The following is a 17,608-nucleotide window of genomic DNA, read 5'->3' as shown; positions in this document are numbered from 1 at the left end:
AGCTTCCAGCAAACATGGTGTGACCCAGGTCGCTATTGGGTTACGAAATCGCAGGTAGTGCTTGTCGCACACACACGTTTCACACTTCCGGCGTGGCGCGAGAGGGCTATGGGATGAATCCGACCGAGCGGACCGGGGTCCGACCGCCGGTAGCGAGCGAGAGCTACGGGCGATCGTTGCTGAATCGTGTCCTGGCGGAGGCGGCTGCCGGCGGCGACCCGTTGACCCATGTCGCCGAGCTTCCCGCCCAGCGAGCACGCACCACCGATTGGCCGAGCTGGGTGCCATCGGAGCTGGTCACAGCCCTGGGCGCGATCGGGATCGAGCGGCCGTGGGAGCACCAGACCTCGACGGCGGGTCTTGCGGTCGACGGGAAGCACGTCGTCGTGAGCACCGGGACCGCGTCCGGCAAATCCCTGGGCTACCAACTGCCAGTGCTCACCGCGCTGCACGAGGACCAGCGCGCGACCGCGCTGTACCTGTCCCCCACCAAGGCGCTCGGCGCCGATCAGCTGCGCGCCGTCGGCGGGCTGATCCACGACAATCCCCTGCGTGAGGCCCATCCGGCTGCCTATGACGGCGACACCCCCGCCGAGGTCAGGCAATGGGTGCGGGCAAATGCTCGTTGGATATTCACCAATCCCGACATGCTGCACGTCGGGATGCTGCGGTCGCATCAGCGCTGGGCACGGGTGCTGCGCAACCTTCGCTATGTGGTGGTCGACGAATGCCACTCCTACCGGGGCGTGTTCGGATCGCACGTCGCCCTCGTGCTGCGCAGGCTGCGCAGACTCGCCGCGTTCTACGGCGCCGAACCGGTGTTCATCCTCTGCTCGGCCACCAGCGCCGACCCCGCCGCCTCGGCGAGCAGGCTGATCGGCGCACCGGTCACCGCCGTCACCGCGGATGCCTCACCCCGCGGCGCCAGGACCGTGGCGCTGTGGGAGCCGCCGCTGAGTACGGCGCTGACCGGGGAGAACGGCGCGCCCGTCCGGCGCACCGCGACCGGGGAGGCGGCCAAGATCATGGCGAGCCTGGTGGCCGAGGGCGCGCGGACACTGACCTTCGTCCGCTCCCGGCGCGGGGCCGAGCTGATCGCGCTCGATGCCCGCCGCGTGCTCGCCGAAAGAGCACCTGAGCTGCGGGAACGGGTCGCCGCCTACCGCGCGGGATACCTGGCGGAGGACCGGCGCGAGCTCGAGCAGTCGCTGTCGGAGGGCACGCTGCTCGGCGCGGCAAGTACCAATGCCCTCGAACTCGGCGTCGATATCGCCGGTCTCGATGCCGTGGTGATCGCCGGATTCCCGGGCACCGTCGCCTCGTTCTGGCAGCAGGCCGGGCGCGCGGGCAGACGGCTGCAGGGCGCGCTCGTCGTGCTGGTGGCGACCGACGATCCGCTCGACACCTACCTGGTGCATCACCCCGCGGCACTGCTCGACCGGCCGATCGAGGCCACCATCACCGACCCCTACAACCCCTATGTACTGGGGCCGCAGCTGCTCTGTGCCGCCATGGAGCTGCCGCTCACCGACGACGAGGTGACCGAGCTCCGGGCCGGCGAAGTGCTCGCCGACCTGGCCGGACAGGGGCTGATCCGGCGCAGGCCCGGCACGCGCGGTGCCCCGGCACGCTGGCACGTCACCGCACACACCCATCCCCACGACGCCGTCGACGTGCGTGGCGGGCTCGGCACGCCGGTCGCCATCGTCGACGCCGAATCCGGACGGCTGCTCGGCACCGCCGACGCGGGCAGGGCGCCGGCCACCCTGCACGAAGGGGCCGTGCACCTGCATCAGGGCGAGACCTATCTGGTCGACGAACTCGACCTCGACGACGGTGTCGCCTTCGTCAACGAGGTGGACCCCGGCTTCACCACCAGCGCCCGTCAGGTCACCTCGATCACCATCGAAGCGGTGACCGAGGAACGCGTCTTCGGGGCCGTCACCACCGCATCCGCGCAGGTCGCGGTCACCAATCAGGTCGTCGGCTATCTGCGCACGCTGGTCACCGGCGAGGTGCTGGACCAGGTCGAACTCGACCTGCCCGCCCAGACCCTGCACACCAAGGCCGTTCTCTACACCGTCACGCCCCGGCTGCTCGCCGCCGCGGGAATATCCGAGGACGAACTTCCCGGCGCTCTGCATGCCGCCGAACATGCCGCAATCGGCATGCTGCCCCTGGTCGCCGGATGCGACCGCTGGGACATCGGCGGCGTCTCCATCGCCGAGCATCCCGACACCGGCGCGCCGACCGTGTTCGTCTACGACGGCCAGCCCGGGGGCGCGGGCTTCGCCGAGCGCGGCTTCGCCCAGCTCGCGGAATGGCTGGCCGCCACGCTCAGCGTCATCCGCAGCTGTGGCTGCCAGGACGGCTGCCCCTCGTGCGTGCAGTCACCCAAGTGCGGAAACGGGAACAACCCCCTGGACAAGGACGCCGCCGGCCGGCTTCTGGTCGCCGTTCTGGGCGAGTTGGGTGCCCAGCCGAGCCCGGCGCCTGTTCCGTGATGCCGCTGCGGCGGTGACGTGACCGGCGCTACACCTCACTGCGAGAATGCTGGTCGATCGACCATATTTGCGTTGACCAGCACCGACGGGTCGGCGATCGACCGCCTCGCGAATAAAAAGGACGACTCTTCTGTTAACTGGCCCATTGCCAACGGGAGCGGGCGAGTTGGCCACATCATTCTTTTCATTTAGTTCTCTCCTCCTAAAACAATGTGCAGGAGAATTCGGAGAATGAGTTCCGGTGAATTCCGTATTAGTTCGGTGCGGAACATCCACCGACCAGTGATAACACTTCTGCGTCACTCACTCTCGTCCACCGGACCAGCGCGAGCGGCGCCGGAGACCGTGCGCACACCGAACACTCCGAATGACGCATTCGCCTCTACCGCGACCACGACGTCCCACTGCGCTACCGCGCACCGTCGCATGCGCACGCCCATCCACCGCGCGACCTCTCCGGCCTCGGTGCACGCCGCCTCGGCCCCTTCGGCCAACACGCTCGCGGCGCCGAGCGCGCCGAGGTCGGCCGCGGCCTGCGCCCGATGCCGGGCGACCACCACCACGCCCACCTGACCGATCACCATGGTCAGTGCGATCAGCCCGGCCAACGCCAAGCACGCGAACGCCGTCGCACCGCCTCCGTCCCCGGCGAGGCGCCGCGCCACCGAGCCGGTCATCGACCGACCCCGGGCTCGGCGATCGCGACCGCCTCGGCGCGCAACCTGAGTCCGGGAAGCAGCGGTGTGCCCGCGGCGACCGCGGCGACCACCCGATCACCCTCACCGCGGACATCGATCACCGCACCGGGTGGCGCGACGGTCTTGGCTGCGGCCACAGCGTGCGCCGTGTCGCCCCGCGCGGCCAGCCGGGCCGCCTCGCGAGCCGCGTCGACACAGCGCACCTGGGTCGACGCGGCCAGCAGCGCACCGATGCACAGCACCACCGCACACACCAGTGCGGCGAGGGCGATGGCGGCCTCGACCGTCACCGCGCCTGCGTCGTCAGCAAGACAGCTTGTGCCGCACTGCTTTACACACTCGTGTTGAGCGCCTTGTCGATGATCTGGGTCAGGGCGTTGACGATGCTGTCCCCGGTCACCACCCCGTAGAGCACCGCACCGAACGCCGCGGCCGCGATGGTGCCGATCGCGTACTCCGCGGTGGACATGCCGTCGTCGTCGATCAGCAGGCGCGTGATCCGCGTCTTCGCCCCTATATATACGGCGCGTACGAACGTCATCATGATCCCCTCTCCTTCCACACCACGCGGCCGATCCGCGCGGTGACGATTCGCCGACCTCGCCGAGGCCGGTCACAGCAGTCCGCCGTCGCCGAGGACCCGATCGGCCAGGCCGATCACGACCGGGACGATGCCGAGGCACACGAAGGCGGGCAGGAAGCACAGGCCGAGCGGTCCGCCGATCAGCACGCCCGCCCGTTCGGCACGCGCGACGGCCGCGTCTTCCACGGCTTCCCGGCGCTGGTCCGCCAGTTCGCCGACGGCCGCGGCCAACGAGGAGCCCGAACGGGCCGAGCGCCGCGCCATCCTGGCCAGCGACTCGACCTCCTCCGCGCCCGCCGACCCGACCGCATCCACCGCGGCGCGCTCCCACGCCGTCGCCGCGTCAGCGCCGAGCGCCAGCAGATCGGCGGCCCGCAGCAGCGAGGCCCGCAGCACCGGCGGCGCCGTCCCCGCACTGGCCCGCGCGGCCGCAGCCATCGGCAGCCCCGCCCGCAGACAAGCGGCCAGCAGATCGAACGCCGACGCCGACCCGAGCGGATCCGCCTTCGCCGACCCACTCCCTACCTCCGGTGTGGCCGTCGGCGACCGGCCCAGCGCCCGCATCCGCCGGCTCACCGCCACGCGCCCGGGCACCACCACGACCGCTATGGCCGCGACCAGCAGCGCGAAAGGTGACGGCGTACCCACCATGTCCTGCACAGCAACCCCTCCCCACGACGTTTCAACCGATCCAGACCTTCGACTCCGGCGCCAATCTCGCTGGCCTGCAGTGCATTGCGGTCTCCACCGCCGATCTGATGCGTTCTCACAGACCCGAAGGCGCGAACATTTCGTCACCAACCCATACGGCCCCTATGAACGCGCATGCACCGCAGCGCAATCGGACGCCCATCGTTCAGGCTGTTCCGCGGCGGGTGATCACATCTGTCCACAGCAATCCACAGCAGGCGAGGGCCGCGCCGAGCGGTAGGAGAAGTTCACCTGCGGGTGAGCCGAAGAGCACTGTCAGCGGAGCTGCGCCCATCAGCTGGCCGAGGCCGATGCCTACCAGTGGGAGGCCGGCCAGGACGGTGGCCGAGGCGCGGGCTCCCGCCAGGGCCGCTTCGGTTCGGTCGCGGAAGCGGATGCGGCCGAGGAGGTCGGTTCGCGCCGCGGCCAGCAGCTCGGCGAGGGCGAGGCCGTGTTCTTCGGCCACCCGCCAGGCGACGGCGATCCGCGACAGTTCTTCGGCGACAATCGAATCCGGGTGCAGCCAGCCGTCGGCGCCGGAGCCGCCGAGTCTGCTGCGGCCAGCGCTGATGCCGAGGACCCGCGCCGCCTCTCCCCGCGACTCGGCTGCCGCGGCCTCCGCCGCCGCGCTCGGATGCGCGCCAACCCGCAGTTCGCCGACGACTGCCTCGAGCCCGGCCAACAGGTGACCGCACTCCGCTCGCCGGGCCCGCTCACCATGACCGCGCCGATTCCGCACCGCGACGGTGACGCCCACCATGAGCGCCGCCAGTCCCGTCCCGATCCCGAACGCGAAGGCCGTGCACGCCAGCCCGATTCCTGCACACCACTCCACCGGCATCCGTCTCGCCGCACGCGCACTGCCCGCATCGAACAGCCGCCGAAAGCGCCGCCGATCGCCCGCAGCGGGAAGCATCAGCACCGCCACCGCGCAGCAGAGCAGTCCGATCTCCATCGCCACCCCCGTGCCGTCTAGTAGTGGTGTATCCCAGATCGTTTCGCGTTGATTCCGGAGCGGCTGTCGATGCGGGAGTTCGCACCACTGCCCGTGGAAGGGAAACCGCCGGCGCCGCCGTCAGGACCGAGTCCGCGACGAGCGCAAGGTCGCTGGGCAGCACCGCATCCACAGCAGCGAACGCCACGTCGAAACCGGAACCGCACAGGCGATCCCGCCCGTCGCCCGCCGTGCCGAAGAACGACACCGGCACCGCGCTGCTGAACGGCGGCGCCCCGACTCGCGAGGTCCCCTCAGCGGGCACCACCGTGCAAGAGCACTCGCTCGATCCCACCCATGACGATTGCCTTCGCTTGCCGCCCGACCGTCGACCATCGCTCGCAAACCGATCCCGCAGTTGCACCCCGATCGCCACCCGAACCACTCGCGTCAACCAGCTGCGCCGCCGAGCCGATCGAATCCCGCCAGCGCCCGAACCGGGCGATCCTGCCGCCGTGCGCCTCTGGGCCGAGCGCCTATCACCGGCCTGTGCCGAAGCACCATCTCCGCGGCCCGGCCTTACACCAGTCCCGGTCGACCCCGCCGATCCACAGCTCCGTGCCGAGCACCGGCCTCGGGCCTGCAGGGACGAACCCTCTCCGCCGACCGACGACGCACCGGTCCGCACGTCAGGCGACCCTGCCGATGCGCGGCTCCGGCTCCGCGCTGAGTGCCGACTACCGGCCCTCGGAAGCCCGCCGTTTTCGCGGATCGGCCACACACCGGCACCCGCACCAGGGGACGACCCGACCATCTCGCGGCTCCGAGCCGAGCGCAGGTCGCTGACCTGCGGGGACGCACTGTTGCCGCGGATCGGCCATGCGCCTGCACCTGTGGTCCTCATCCGAGTCGCACCTCGATCAGTCGCTTCAGTTCGGCGGCGCCGGGAGCGGGCAGGTCGTCGGAGCGCCAGGCGGGGGTGATTCGGATGCCTGCGCCGTCTCGTTCGAGGACGCCGATCTCGCGGAGGCCGCGGGTGCCGTCGGCTCGGCGGTGGATATGGAGGACCACTTGGACCGCGGCGGCGAGTTGGCTGTGCAGAGCGGCGCGGTCCATGCCGCCGAGGGCGGCCAGGGCTTCGAGGCGGGCGGGGACTTCTTGGGGAGAGTTGGCGTGGACGGTGCCCGCGCCGCCGTCGTGGCCGGTGTTGAGGGCGGTGAGGAGGTCGACGACCTCGGCGCCGCGGACCTCGCCGACGACGATGCGGTCGGGGCGCATGCGCAGCGCCTGGCGGACCAGGTCGCGCACGGTGACCGCGCCGACGCCTTCGACGTTGGCGGTGCGTGCGACCAGCCGCACCACATGGGGATGAACGGGGGCGAGTTCGGCCGCGTCCTCGACGCAGATGATCCGCTCGGCCGGGTCTACGGCGGCGAGGAGCGCGGAAAGCAGGGTGGTCTTACCTGCGCCGGTACCACCGACGACGAGGAACGCGAGCCGGGCGCGGACGATGTCGGTCAGCAGCCGGAGTGCAGTGGACGGCACCGAGCCGGCGGCGGCCAGGGCGGTGAGGCCCTGGGTGGCCGGGCGGAGCACACGCAGAGATAGACAGGTCCCATCGTGGGCGACAGGCGCGAGGACCGCGTGCAGGCGGACACCGAACGCGTCGCCGAGCGTGGCCTCGGCGCCGGTGAGCTTGCCGTCGACCCAGGGTTGGGCGTCGTCGAGCCTGCGTCCGGCGGCGAGAGCGAGCCGCTGAGCGAGCCTGCGGACCGCGGCCTCGTCGGCGAAGCGGACGCCGGTCTTTTCGAGACCGTGGCCACGGTCGATCCATACCGAGTCGGGGCCGGTGACGAGCACATCGGCGACCTGGGGATCGTGCAGCAGCGGCTCGAGCAGACCCGCACCGGTCATCTCGGTCTGCAGCAGACGCAGCGCCCGCAGCAGGTCGGTGTCGGCGAGCACGCCACCGGCTTCGGCTCGGATCGCGGCGGCCAGCTGTGCCGCGTCGGGCACGCCCGCGTGCTCGGCGAGCCGTTCGCGGACCCGTTCGAGCAGGTCGACGGTGACGAACGTGGTCATCGCGCACCCACCATCGACAGCACCGCGTCGGCTGCATCACGCAGCGGCCCGCGCCTGCGCACGCTCAGCCCGCCGCGTTCGAGTCGCGCCGCCAGCCCCGACTGCCCGCGCATCGCGGCCAGCAGCGGCAGCCCGAGCACCTCGGCCACTTCCGCACCACGCAACCCACCCGGCGCCGGACCACGAACGACCAAGCCGCGGTTGGGGTTTCGCTCGCCGAGATAGGAGGCCACCACCTCGGCCGCGGCAACAGCGCGCAGCCGGGCGGGCACGACCAGGACCACCAGATCAGCGGCATCGACCATCGTATCCGCCGCCGGGCCGCGCTCGGCGGACACATCGCAGACGACCAGATCGCCTGCCGCCCTGCCGGATTCGATGACAGCACGGACCGCGGCAGGCGTCAGCTCGGCGGGTGATCGCCCCGCGCCGTGCCGCCCGCAGGACAACACCGCGAGCCCGGCCGCCGCAGCGGGCAGTGCGTTGTGCAGCGCCGTCGCGGAGACCCGGCCGTCCTCGATGACCAGGTCCGGCCAGCGCAGCCCGGGGACATTCTCCATCCCGAGCACCAGGTCGATTCCACCGTCGAGCGGCGCACCGTCGATGAGCACGGTGTCGCGTCTCGACCGTCGCGCGGCGGCACGTAAGGCGATGGCAGCGGCGAGTGTCGACGCACCCGCGCCGCCGCCCGCACCGGCGACCGCCACGACCACGCCCTCCCCCGTCCGGGATTCGGCATGCTCGGCGAACTGCTCCACCAGTTCGACCGCGCAGGCAGGCAACGCGACGACCCGCTCGGCACCGACCGCGGTGGCCGCCTGCCAGTCGGACACCGCGGGCTCCCCCTCGGTGACGAGCACGATCCCCGGACGCCGCGGACAGCCCTCGGCGGCAGCCGCGGTAGCGGCCGCAGTGTCGAGGATCACCATGCCCGCCCCCGACCACGCGTGCCTGCCGACCGGCATGGCGCGCTCGTCGGTGGCGCGTTCGGCGGCCGCCGCGACCCGGCGCACTTCGGCGCGTAGGCGATGGTCACGCACGAGCACCAGCGCGGGAGCCAGTCCGACAGCGGGCGGTTTGGCGAGGAGGTTCATGCAGCTCAGCGTGGAGGAATCGCGAGCGAGCGGAAAGGCGGCGAAAGCCGATTGTGGATAACTCGGGGGTGTGGAGAACTTTCTCGACCTACCCGGAAATAGAGGACGGCCCCAGCCGGGGGGGAGGAGGCTGGGGCCGTCGGGTTCAGCCCCGGGGGGTCGGGCTGAACGCGCCTGGACCATGTCCAGGTGTCAGCAATACTACACCCATCCCCCGGCGCAGGCGCAAGTAGCGTTCGCCACCATCTTTCGGCGATTCGCGGCCTCCGGCGTCCCCAGGGCAAACCCTTCGGAGGGGCCAGGACGGCCGCCTACTGCACTCCACGCGAGGCGTGCCTATCCTGTTGACGTGACGGCCGAACGTGACCAGACTCCGCTTCCGGACACAAGACTCGCCCATTCGGGCCGAGCGCCGGTGCCCGGCGGACGCGTCGCGGCGTTCTTCGATCTCGACAAAACGGTGATCGCGAAGTCGAGCGCTTTCGTGTTCAGCAAACCGTTCTACGCACAGGGTCTGCTCAACCGTCGCGCCGTGCTGGAGAGCAGCTACGCGCACTTTTTGTTCCTGCTTTCCGGGGCCGATCACGACCAGATGGAACGAATGCGGGCAAACCTCGCCAACATGTGCGCCGGCTGGGATGTCGAGCAGGTGAAATCCATTGTGGCCGAGACGCTTCACGATCTGGTCGACCCGCTGATCTACGCCGAGGCCGCCGATCTGATCGCCGATCACAAGATCCGCGGACACGACGTGGTGATCGTCTCGGCGTCCGGCGAGGAGATCGTCACGCCGATAGCCGACGTGCTCGACGCCTCGCACACCGAGGCCACCCGGATGGTCGTCGAGGACGGCAGGTACACCGGCGACATCGAGTTCTACTGCTATGGCGACGGCAAGGTCGCCGCGATCGAAAAGCTGGCCGCGGCAGAGGGTTACGACCTGTCCAGGTGCTACGCGTACTCCGATTCGATCACCGACCTGCCGATGCTGAGCGCGGTCGGCCACCCGACGGTGGTCAATCCCGACCGGGCGCTGCGCAAGGAGGCCGTCGCGCGCGGCTGGCCGGTGCTCACCTTCTCCAATCCGGTGTCGCTGTGGTCGCGATTCCAGGCGCCGTCGAGCACCACCGTGGCGGCAACGGCGGCGGTCGGATTGAGCGTGATCATCGCGGGCGCGATCAGCTATCGATTGCTGCGGAAACGTCGCTGACCTGCGACGGACAAGCACGAATCGCCAGGCGACACGCCGAAAACAGCCGTATCCGGTGATGCCCTCGAAACCCTTGATGTGAGTGCGCTCACAGTGTAAGAATGGAGTCACGGAAGGACGGAAGGCCAAGACGGAGCCGGAAGAGAAGGCTTCGCCTCCCATCCCACCCTTCCCAGCACGGACGCCAGGTACCCACGCGGAGCGCGCCGCGACAAGGGCAGCAGAGTTGTGGGCCTGCGAAATTCGGGCAGTCGTCGGCGAACGCCTCGCACAGGTTGCGGGGATGAACCGGCGGGGTTCGGATGATCGCCGAGGCCACCGAACACAACCCACCGAGCACGCTTGGTAACCAGGTGTTCCGTGCTAGCGGGCGGCGAGACCGAGTAATCGGCACGCCGCCCGTTTCGATGTGTGGGGGGAGTCTCAGCCCGCGGCCGCGTCGGCGATCGAGTTCGCCTCGCGGGCACCGTCTTCGAGCGCACCAGCGCAGAACAGCACCCAGCCGCCGACACCCTCCGCGGTGCCCATCCCGAATCCGGCGGCCGCGTCGAGGTAGGCCTGCCTGCGCCGCAACCAGAACACCTCCGGCACACCGAGGCACCGGGGATCCAGGCCGCTCGAGACAGTGACGAGGCGCGATGCCGCCCGCGCGACGACACCGTCGGCGGTGCCGAACGGCCGCAGCGACAGCAGCTCACCGTGCACGACCGCCGCGATGACGGGCGCGGGCGCCTTGCTCGTCTGGACGGTTTGCACCAGCAGATCCAGCCGCTCGGCGACCCCGGGGGTCGAGCGCGGTCGGCCGAGTTCCTGTTCGTCGGAGACCAGGTCGGCGGCGGCAAGCAGATGCAGCCGGGCCAGTGCCTGCAGCGGCGCGCGCTGCCAGGTGCCGACGAGGTTGGTCAGCGCGTCACCGTCGAGCGCCTGACCCACCCGCAGCGCGCCGGCCAGCACCGGATCGCTGACCTGCCCGTCGGCGGGCAGGTCGGTGCTCGCGCCTTCGATGGCGGCCGAGGATCGCGCGGCGCGGACCGCCGCTTCGGCGGCGGTGGTCGCCCAGCCGCGCCGGTTCGACCGGTGCCGATGCACCGCGGCGAGCGCGTCGCGGGCCTTGTCGGCGGCTTCACGCACGCCGGGCAGGTCGACCAGGGGCTGCAGCGGATCAGTCACGGCATACGAGGCTACCGTTCGAACACCGTCTCCTCGACGGCCACGTCCAGCCCACGGATCCGCGGCCAGGTGCGGTCCGGCCACGGCACCTCGGCGAGTCGCTTCGCCGCCGGGGTCAGCGCCCGGCGCCTGCGCGATTCCAGCTCGGCCTGTCGTTCGGCATCGATCCGATCCATCGGCGTCTCCTGCCCTTGCGATCCGCACCACCTCGGACGCACCAACGGTACGCCGGTGAGCTGCGCCTTCGCGGTGGATTCGGCCCGGTCACCCCGTGAGCAACTCCCGCCCGGGGATCGCCTCGAGGAGGGCTCGCGTGTACTCCTCTCGCGGCGCGGCGAACACCTCGTCGGTGGTGGCCGATTCGACCACCTTGCCCTCCCGCATGACCAGCACGTTGTCCGCGATCTGCCGGACGACGGCCAGGTCATGGGTGATGAACAGATACGTCAGCCCCAGCTCGGCTTGCAGATCGTTGAGCAGGGTGAGGATCTGCGCCTGCACCAGCACGTCCAGCGCCGAGACCGCCTCGTCGCAGACCACCAGCTCGGGCGAGAGCGCCAGCGCCCGCGCGATCGCGACCCGCTGACGCTGCCCGCCGGACAACTCGTTGGGATAGCGCCGCAACACCGACGACGGCAGCGACACCTTGTCGAGCAGGTCACGCACCACCGCCTCCCGCTCCTTCGCGGTGCCGATCTTGTGCACCCGCAGCGGCTCCTCGATCGTGCGGAAGATCGAGTACATCGGGTCGAGCGAGCCGTACGGGTTCTGGAAGATCGGCTGCACCCGGCGACGGAAGGCGAACGCGCCCTTGCTGTCCAGCTTCGCGACATCCTTGCCGTCGAAGACGACCGTGCCCGAGGTGGGTTCCAGCAGACCGAGCACCATCTGCGCGATGGTCGACTTGCCAGAGCCGGACTCGCCGACGATCGCGGTGGTCGTGCCACGCTCGACGGTGAAGCTCACGTCGTCGACGGCAACGAAGTCCGTGGACTGCCACGGCCGCTTGCCGCGAATCTTGAACGCCTTGGACAGGTCCCGCACTTCCAGCACGGTGTCGCCGATCGAGTCTTCGGCCTCGGCCACCTCGACAGCCTGTGCGCGCACGGCGGCGCGCTCATGCGAGGACGACATCCGCTGCGCGGCCAGCGAGGGCGCCGAGTTGACCAGCTTCTTGGTGTAGGCGTGCTGCGGATCGCGCAGGATCTGCAGTGCCGGTCCGGATTCCACGACCCGGCCGCGATACATCACCACCAGATGCTCGGCGCGTTCCGCGGCCAGGCCCAGGTCATGGGTGATCAGCAGGACCGCGGTGCCCAGCTCGCTGGTCAGCTGGTCGAGGTGGCCCAGGATCTGCCGCTGCACGGTGACGTCCAGCGCCGAGGTCGGTTCGTCGGCGATCAGCAGTTTCGGCCTGCACGAGAGTCCGATCGCGATGAGCGCGCGCTGGCGCATGCCGCCGGAGAACTCGTGCGGGTACTGGTTCACCCTTCGCTGCGCATCCGACATCCCCGCCTCGGCCAGCAGCTCCACCGAACGCTCGCGGGCCGCGTCACCGGTGGCGATGCCGTTGGCGACCAGCGTCTCCCTGATCTGGTAGCCGATCTTCCACACCGGGTTCAGATTCGACATCGGGTCCTGCGGCACCAGGCCGATTCCGCTGCCGCGGATCGCGACGATCTCCTTGGCCGAGGCCTTGGTGAGGTCCTTGCCGTCGAAGAGAATCTGCCCGCCGGTCACTGCGCCGGTGCCGGGCAGCAGGCCGATGATCGCGTGCGCGGTCGTCGACTTGCCCGACCCGGACTCGCCGACGATGGCGACGGTCTGACCGGGGAAGACGGTGAGATTCACCCCGCGTACCGCGGGCACCGGCTTGCCGTCGGTGGTGAAGCCGACATCCAGATCGCGGATCTCCAGCAGCGGTTGGTCGCTCATCGGGTGCGCTCCTTCGGATCGAGCGCGTCGCGCACCGCGTCACCGAGCAGGATGAAGCTCAGCACGGTGACAGCCAGCGCGGCCGCCGGGTAGAACAGGATCGGCGAGGTACGGATCTCGTACTTCGCGCGGGCGATGTCGGCGCCCCAGGACACGATGTCGGGCGGCAGGCCGACGCCGAGGAAGGACAGCGTCGCCTCGGTGACGATGAAGACGCCGAGCCACAGCGTGGCGACCACGATCAACGGGCCCGCCGCGTTCGGGAGCACGTGCCGCACCAAGGTGCCAAGCCGCGACACACCCAAAGCCTTGGCGGCGGTGACGTATTCGCTGTTCTTGGCCTCGATCACCGCACCACGGGCGATGCGCGCGGCCTGCGGCCAGGTGAACGCGACGAGGATCAGGATCACCGTCAGCACCGTCGTCGGTCGCAGCAGCTGCAACAGCACGATCGCCGCCAGCACCATCGGGATGGCGAAGAAGATCTCGGCGATCCGCGAGACCACCGTGTCGAGGAAGCCGCCGTAGAACCCCGACAACGCGCCGAGAATCCCGCCGACCAGCAGGAACAGCATCGCCGCTCCGATGCCGACACTGACCGAGGCCCGCGCACCGTAGATCGTGCGCGCGTAGACATCGCAGCCCTGCTTGTCGAACCCGAACGGATGGCCGGGACGTGGACTGTCCATGCCGAACTCACCGAGGCACAGCTTCGGGTCCTGGCTGGTGAACAGCGACGGCCATACCACGACCAGCAGCACCAGCACGATCAGCACGACCGCGACTCCGAACACCGGATTGCGGCGCAACCGCCGCCACGCGTCGCCCCAGATGCTGGTCGGGGTGCCCGCGTCGACCACCCGGTCGGTGGCCAGCACCTCCACCTCGTCGGCGGGGGCCACGAAATGCTGTTGGCTCTCATGCATAGCGGATCCTCGGGTCGAGCGCGGCGTAGAGCAGGTCGATGAACAGGTTCATCAGCAGGAACACCACCACGAGCACCGTCACGAACGACACCACCGTCGGCGGCTCGCCGCGGATGATCGCCTGGTACACGGTGCCGCCGACGCCGGGAATGTTGAAGATGCCCTCGGTGACGATGGCGCCCGCCATCAGCGCGCCGAGATCCGCGCCGAGAAAGGTGACCACCGGGATCATCGAATTCCGCAGGATATGCACGGTCACCACCCGGCGGCGGCCGAGTCCCTTCGCGGTCGCCGTGCGCACGTAGTCGGCGGATTTGTTCTCCGCCACGGAGTTACGGGTCAGCCGCAGCACATACGCGAACGACAGCGACCCGAGCACGAAGGCGGGCACGAGCAACTCGCCCAGGCTCGCCTTGCCCGTGACGGTGACCGGGGCGATCCCCCATTTCACACCGAGGAAGTACTGCGCCAGATAGCCGACGACGAACACCGGCAGCGCGATGATCACCAGGCTGGCGATCAGCATCGTCGAATCGAACAACTTCCCCTTGCGCAGGCCCGCGATCAGGCCGAGCACGATGCCGAAGAAGCCCTCGATGAGCACCGCGAGAAACGCCAGTTTGATGGTGATCGGAAAGGCGCGGGCGAGTTCGTCGCGCACCGGCCTGCCGGAGAACGAGGTGCCGAAATCGAGGGTGAGAATCCCCTTCAGATAGTGCAGATATTGCATGATGAACGGCTGATCGAGGTGATATCGGGCGCGCAATGCGGCCTCGGCGGCGGGGGTCAGTGGTTTCTCACCGGCCAGCGCCTGGATCGGGTCGCCGGGGATCAGGAAAACCATCGCGTAGATCAGCAGCGTCGCGCCCAGGAAGACCGGGATCATCTGGAGCAGGCGCCGAAGTATGTACCAAGCCATCATTCCTCCGAAAACGACTGGGGCCGAGCCACATCACGTGGCCCGGCCCAGCTCCGAGTGCCTATTTCTCGATGTTCTCGAAGTCGAACAGACCGTTCCAGGCCAGTTCGGCCTTGGTCACCCGGTCGGACCGGCCCGCGGCGGCGACATAGTCGAACACCGGGATGTCGGCCATGTCCCTGATCATGATCGTCTGCGCCTGCGCGATCAGCTGGTAGGACTCCTCCTTGGTGGCCGCGGCCATGGCGGCGTCGAAGAGACGGTCGACCTCGGGGTTGTCGTAGTCGACATTGTTGGTCTCGGAGTAGCTGTAGTACTGCGAGGACAGGAACTGCATCATCGTCGGGTAGTCGCCCTGCCAGCCGTAGCGGAAGGCCGTACCGATGGTCTTGGCGTTCACCGCGTCACGGACGTTCTTGAACGTCGGCACCGGGTTGGCGACCGCGTCGATCCCGAGGGTGTTCTTGACGCTGTTGGCCACGGCCTCGATCCAGGCCTGGTGACCGCCGTCGGAGTTGTAGGTGATCGTGTACTTGCCCGACCACGGCGAGATCGCGTCGGCCTGCGCCCACAGCTTCTTGGCCTGGTCCGGGTTGTAGTCGAACGCCTCCGAGCCCGGCAGGTTGCCGTTGAAACCGGGCAGCGTCGAGGCGGTGAAATCGCGGGCGGGAACGCGCAATCCGTTGAAGATCTTCTCGATGATCTGCGGGCGGTTGATCGCCATGGAGATCGCCTTGCGGCGCAGCACGCCTTCCTCACCGCCGAAGTGCGGCACGGTGGTCTGGATGCCGATGTGCTGGTTCTGCGCGGTCGGCTTGGTGATCGCGCGGTCGCCGAGATCGCTCTTATAGGAGGTCAGCGCGCTGTCGGGAATGGTGTCGAGGGTGTCGAGATTGCCCGCCTGGAGATCGGCGTAGGCGGTCTCGTAGGACTGGTACATGACGAACCGCAGGCCCTTGTTCTTGGCCGGACGGCCACCGGGGTAATCCGGGTTGGGCTTCAAGTCGATCTTGACGTTGTGTTCCCACGATTCGAAGGCGTAGGGACCGTTGCCGACCGGGTTCTCGCCGAAGGCCTTCATGTCCTTGAAGGCGGAATCGGGCAGCGGATAGAACGGGGCGTAGCCGAGCGCGCTCTCGAAATCGATCGACGGGGATTTCAGCTCGACGGTGAAGGTGCGGTCGTCGACCACCTTCAGGCCCGACATCGTCTGCGCCTTGGGCTGTTCGGCATTCACCTCGTCGAATCCGACGATGGGGGTGAACACGTAACTCTGCAACTGCGCGTTGGTGGCGAGCGCGCCGTAGTTCCACGCGTCGACGAACGACTTCGCGGTCACCGTGGTGCCGTCGGTGAATTTCCAGTTCGGCTTGATCGTGATGCGGTACGACTTGCGGTCGGCGGTCTCGATCTTCTCCGCCATCTCGTCGTGGGCCTCACCGGTGGCGTCGTAGTACTTCAGCCCGGCGAACAAACGGTCGACGACGCGACCACCCATGTTCTCGTTGGTGTTGGTCGGCACCAACGGATTCTGCGGTTCTCCCGCGTTGGTGGTGACAATGCTCGCGTCGGCACTGTCGTCGGACGAGCACGCGGTCAGGCTGAGGCTGGTGGCCGCCAGGCCCGCTGCGATCAGCGCAGTCGCTCTGATGAATCTCAACGCTCTCTCCCGGTTCGATTCCCGTGGCATAACGCTCGGAGGTTAGCCACTTCGGCCCGGCTTTTCAGTGAACCGAGCCATTTTCGCTTCACATGTATCAGTACGGTTACCCGTCGGAAACGCAGGAAAAATTGCCGAGCCCCTCATGCTCGACAGAAAAAAATGAACAATTCTCGGAACCATCAGCTGAACGGTTGAGTTAAAACGATAGCCCGCGACCGCCCGGTCTGTCCGCGAAGTCATCGGATGAACTTGCCTCGATTGACGCCGCCGAAACCTCGCCGATACAACGCACCCGACGAGCCACCCCCGTTGACTACTGTCGAGGTAGCAGGGGCTCGCCCCTCGCGACCGACCCGACCGCACCAGGCATGTGAGGCTGATTCGACATGACCGAAACCGCTGCAGGACATCAGGACTCGTATCCCCCGAGCACGGAGTTCGCCGCCTCCGCCAACGCGGGCGCCGCCCTCTACGACCGCGGCGAGACCGACCGCGACGGCTTCTGGACCGAACAGGCGAACCGGCTGCACTGGCACAAGCCGTTCACCCAGGTGCTGGACTGGAGCGACGCCCCGGTGGCGCGCTGGTTCGCCGACGGCGAGATCAATGTCGCCTACAACTGCGTCGACCGGCATGTCATCGACGGGCACGGCGACCAGGTCGCCATCCACTGGGAGGGCGAGCCCGGCGACTCCCGCGACATCACCTACCGCGAACTGCTGGAGGAAGTCTCACGCGCCGCGAACTACCTGACCGAACTCGGCCTCGAGGCCGCTGATCGCGTCGCGATCTACATGCCGATGGTGCCCGAGGCGATCGTGTCGATGCTGGCCTGCGCGCGCCTCGGCCTCACCCACTCGGTGGTGTTCGCCGGCTTCTCGCCGAGCGCGCTGCGGCAGCGGGTCGACGACGCCGAGGCTCGGCTGATCATCACCACCGACGGGCAGTGGCGGCGCGGCAAGCCGGCACCGCTCAAGGAGGCCGTCGACGAGGCGCTCGCGGCCAAGGGCGGCGTGCCGTCGTCGGTCGAACACGTGCTGGTGGTGCGCCGGGTCGGCACGGAGGTGCCGTGGACCGACGATCGTGACCTGTGGTGGCACGAAACCGTCTCTCTCGCTTCGCCTTCGCACGAGGCGCGGCCCTTCCCCGCCGAACACCCCCTGTTCATCCTCTACACCTCCGGCACCACCGGAAAACCCA

General features: G+C 68.9%; 16 protein-coding genes. 3 read left to right on the top strand and 13 right to left on the bottom strand.

Going from position 1 to position 17,608, the window contains the following annotated elements; translation table 11 throughout:
• The first annotated feature begins 113 nt into the window (after positions 1-113).
• Entirely contained in the window at positions 114-2,504 is a 2,391-nt protein-coding gene (sftH, locus tag IEY60_RS17580) for a DEAD/DEAH box helicase (protein ID WP_189031158.1), read from the top strand.
• 299 nt (positions 2,505-2,803) lie between these two features.
• On the opposite strand, the gene IEY60_RS17575 is transcribed toward sftH, so the two are convergent.
• From IEY60_RS17575 to ssd, 7 genes are all read right to left on the bottom strand, one after another.
• The gene (locus IEY60_RS17575) at positions 2,804-3,181 is read right to left on the bottom strand and encodes an Rv3654c family TadE-like protein (protein ID WP_189029562.1); all 378 of its coding nucleotides are present in this window, start codon (positions 3,179-3,181) and stop codon (positions 2,804-2,806) included.
• Positions 3,178-3,492, bottom strand: coding sequence for a TadE family type IV pilus minor pilin (locus IEY60_RS17570; protein ID WP_189029560.1), 315 nt, complete (start codon positions 3,490-3,492; stop codon positions 3,178-3,180). Before IEY60_RS17570 ends, IEY60_RS17575 begins: the two co-directional genes overlap by 4 nt.
• A 41-nt stretch (positions 3,493-3,533) precedes the next feature.
• Entirely contained in the window at positions 3,534-3,743 is a 210-nt protein-coding gene (locus tag IEY60_RS17565) for a DUF4244 domain-containing protein (protein WP_189031156.1), read from the bottom strand.
• 72 nt (positions 3,744-3,815) lie between these two features.
• Positions 3,816-4,436 (bottom strand): type II secretion system F family protein, encoded by a 621-nt coding sequence (locus tag IEY60_RS17560; protein WP_189031154.1) that lies wholly within the window; start codon positions 4,434-4,436, stop codon positions 3,816-3,818.
• A gap of 205 nt (positions 4,437-4,641) precedes the next feature.
• Positions 4,642-5,430 (bottom strand): type II secretion system F family protein, encoded by a 789-nt coding sequence (locus IEY60_RS17555; RefSeq protein WP_189029558.1) that lies wholly within the window; start codon positions 5,428-5,430, stop codon positions 4,642-4,644.
• 879 nt (positions 5,431-6,309) lie between these two features.
• A complete protein-coding gene (locus IEY60_RS17550) occupies positions 6,310-7,491 on the bottom strand; it encodes a TadA family conjugal transfer-associated ATPase (RefSeq protein ID WP_189029549.1) in 1,182 nt (393 codons plus the stop codon).
• The gene (ssd, locus tag IEY60_RS17545) at positions 7,488-8,585 is read right to left on the bottom strand and encodes a septum site-determining protein Ssd (protein WP_189029540.1); all 1,098 of its coding nucleotides are present in this window, start codon (positions 8,583-8,585) and stop codon (positions 7,488-7,490) included. The genes IEY60_RS17550 and ssd overlap by 4 nt, the downstream gene beginning before the upstream one ends.
• A gap of 415 nt (positions 8,586-9,000) precedes the next feature.
• Between ssd and IEY60_RS17540 the strand changes: the two genes are divergently transcribed.
• Entirely contained in the window at positions 9,001-9,795 is a 795-nt protein-coding gene (locus IEY60_RS17540) for an HAD-IB family hydrolase (protein WP_189031144.1), read from the top strand.
• A gap of 423 nt (positions 9,796-10,218) precedes the next feature.
• Here the strand turns inward: IEY60_RS17540 and IEY60_RS17535 are convergent, their stop codons facing one another.
• The 6 genes from IEY60_RS17535 to IEY60_RS17510 form a co-directional block, all read right to left on the bottom strand.
• Positions 10,219-10,965: a Fic family protein gene (locus tag IEY60_RS17535; RefSeq protein WP_189029538.1), complete on the bottom strand. Its 747-nt coding sequence runs from the start codon at positions 10,963-10,965 to the stop codon at positions 10,219-10,221.
• An 11-nt stretch (positions 10,966-10,976) separates the two neighbouring features.
• Positions 10,977-11,141 carry a hypothetical protein gene (locus IEY60_RS17530; protein ID WP_189029536.1) on the bottom strand — a complete coding sequence of 55 codons (165 nt, stop codon included), beginning with the start codon at positions 11,139-11,141 and terminating at the stop codon, positions 10,977-10,979.
• An 88-nt stretch (positions 11,142-11,229) separates the two neighbouring features.
• Positions 11,230-12,900, bottom strand: a complete 1,671-nt coding sequence (locus IEY60_RS17525; protein WP_189029534.1) for an ABC transporter ATP-binding protein — start codon at positions 12,898-12,900, stop codon at positions 11,230-11,232.
• Positions 12,897-13,826, bottom strand: a complete 930-nt coding sequence (locus IEY60_RS17520) for an ABC transporter permease (protein WP_189029531.1) — start codon at positions 13,824-13,826, stop codon at positions 12,897-12,899. The genes IEY60_RS17525 and IEY60_RS17520 overlap by 4 nt, the downstream gene beginning before the upstream one ends.
• Positions 13,819-14,745 (bottom strand): ABC transporter permease, encoded by a 927-nt coding sequence (locus IEY60_RS17515; protein ID WP_189029529.1) that lies wholly within the window; start codon positions 14,743-14,745, stop codon positions 13,819-13,821. The genes IEY60_RS17520 and IEY60_RS17515 overlap by 8 nt, the downstream gene beginning before the upstream one ends.
• Before the next feature lie 61 nt (positions 14,746-14,806).
• Positions 14,807-16,435, bottom strand: a complete 1,629-nt coding sequence (locus tag IEY60_RS17510) for a peptide ABC transporter substrate-binding protein (RefSeq protein ID WP_189029527.1) — start codon at positions 16,433-16,435, stop codon at positions 14,807-14,809.
• Positions 16,436-16,794: 359 nt separating this feature from the next.
• Between IEY60_RS17510 and IEY60_RS17505 the strand changes: the two genes are divergently transcribed.
• Positions 16,795-17,608: AMP-binding protein (locus tag IEY60_RS17505; protein WP_189029525.1), on the top strand; the 814-nt coding region annotated here is incomplete at its 3' end.

The sequence above is a fragment of the Nocardia rhizosphaerihabitans genome (genome assembly GCF_014646295.1).
In the GTDB taxonomy this organism is placed as follows: domain Bacteria; phylum Actinomycetota; class Actinomycetes; order Mycobacteriales; family Mycobacteriaceae; genus Nocardia; species Nocardia rhizosphaerihabitans.
The sequence above is the reverse complement of the archived record's forward strand: the minus strand, read 5'-3'. Positions and strand labels throughout refer to the sequence as shown.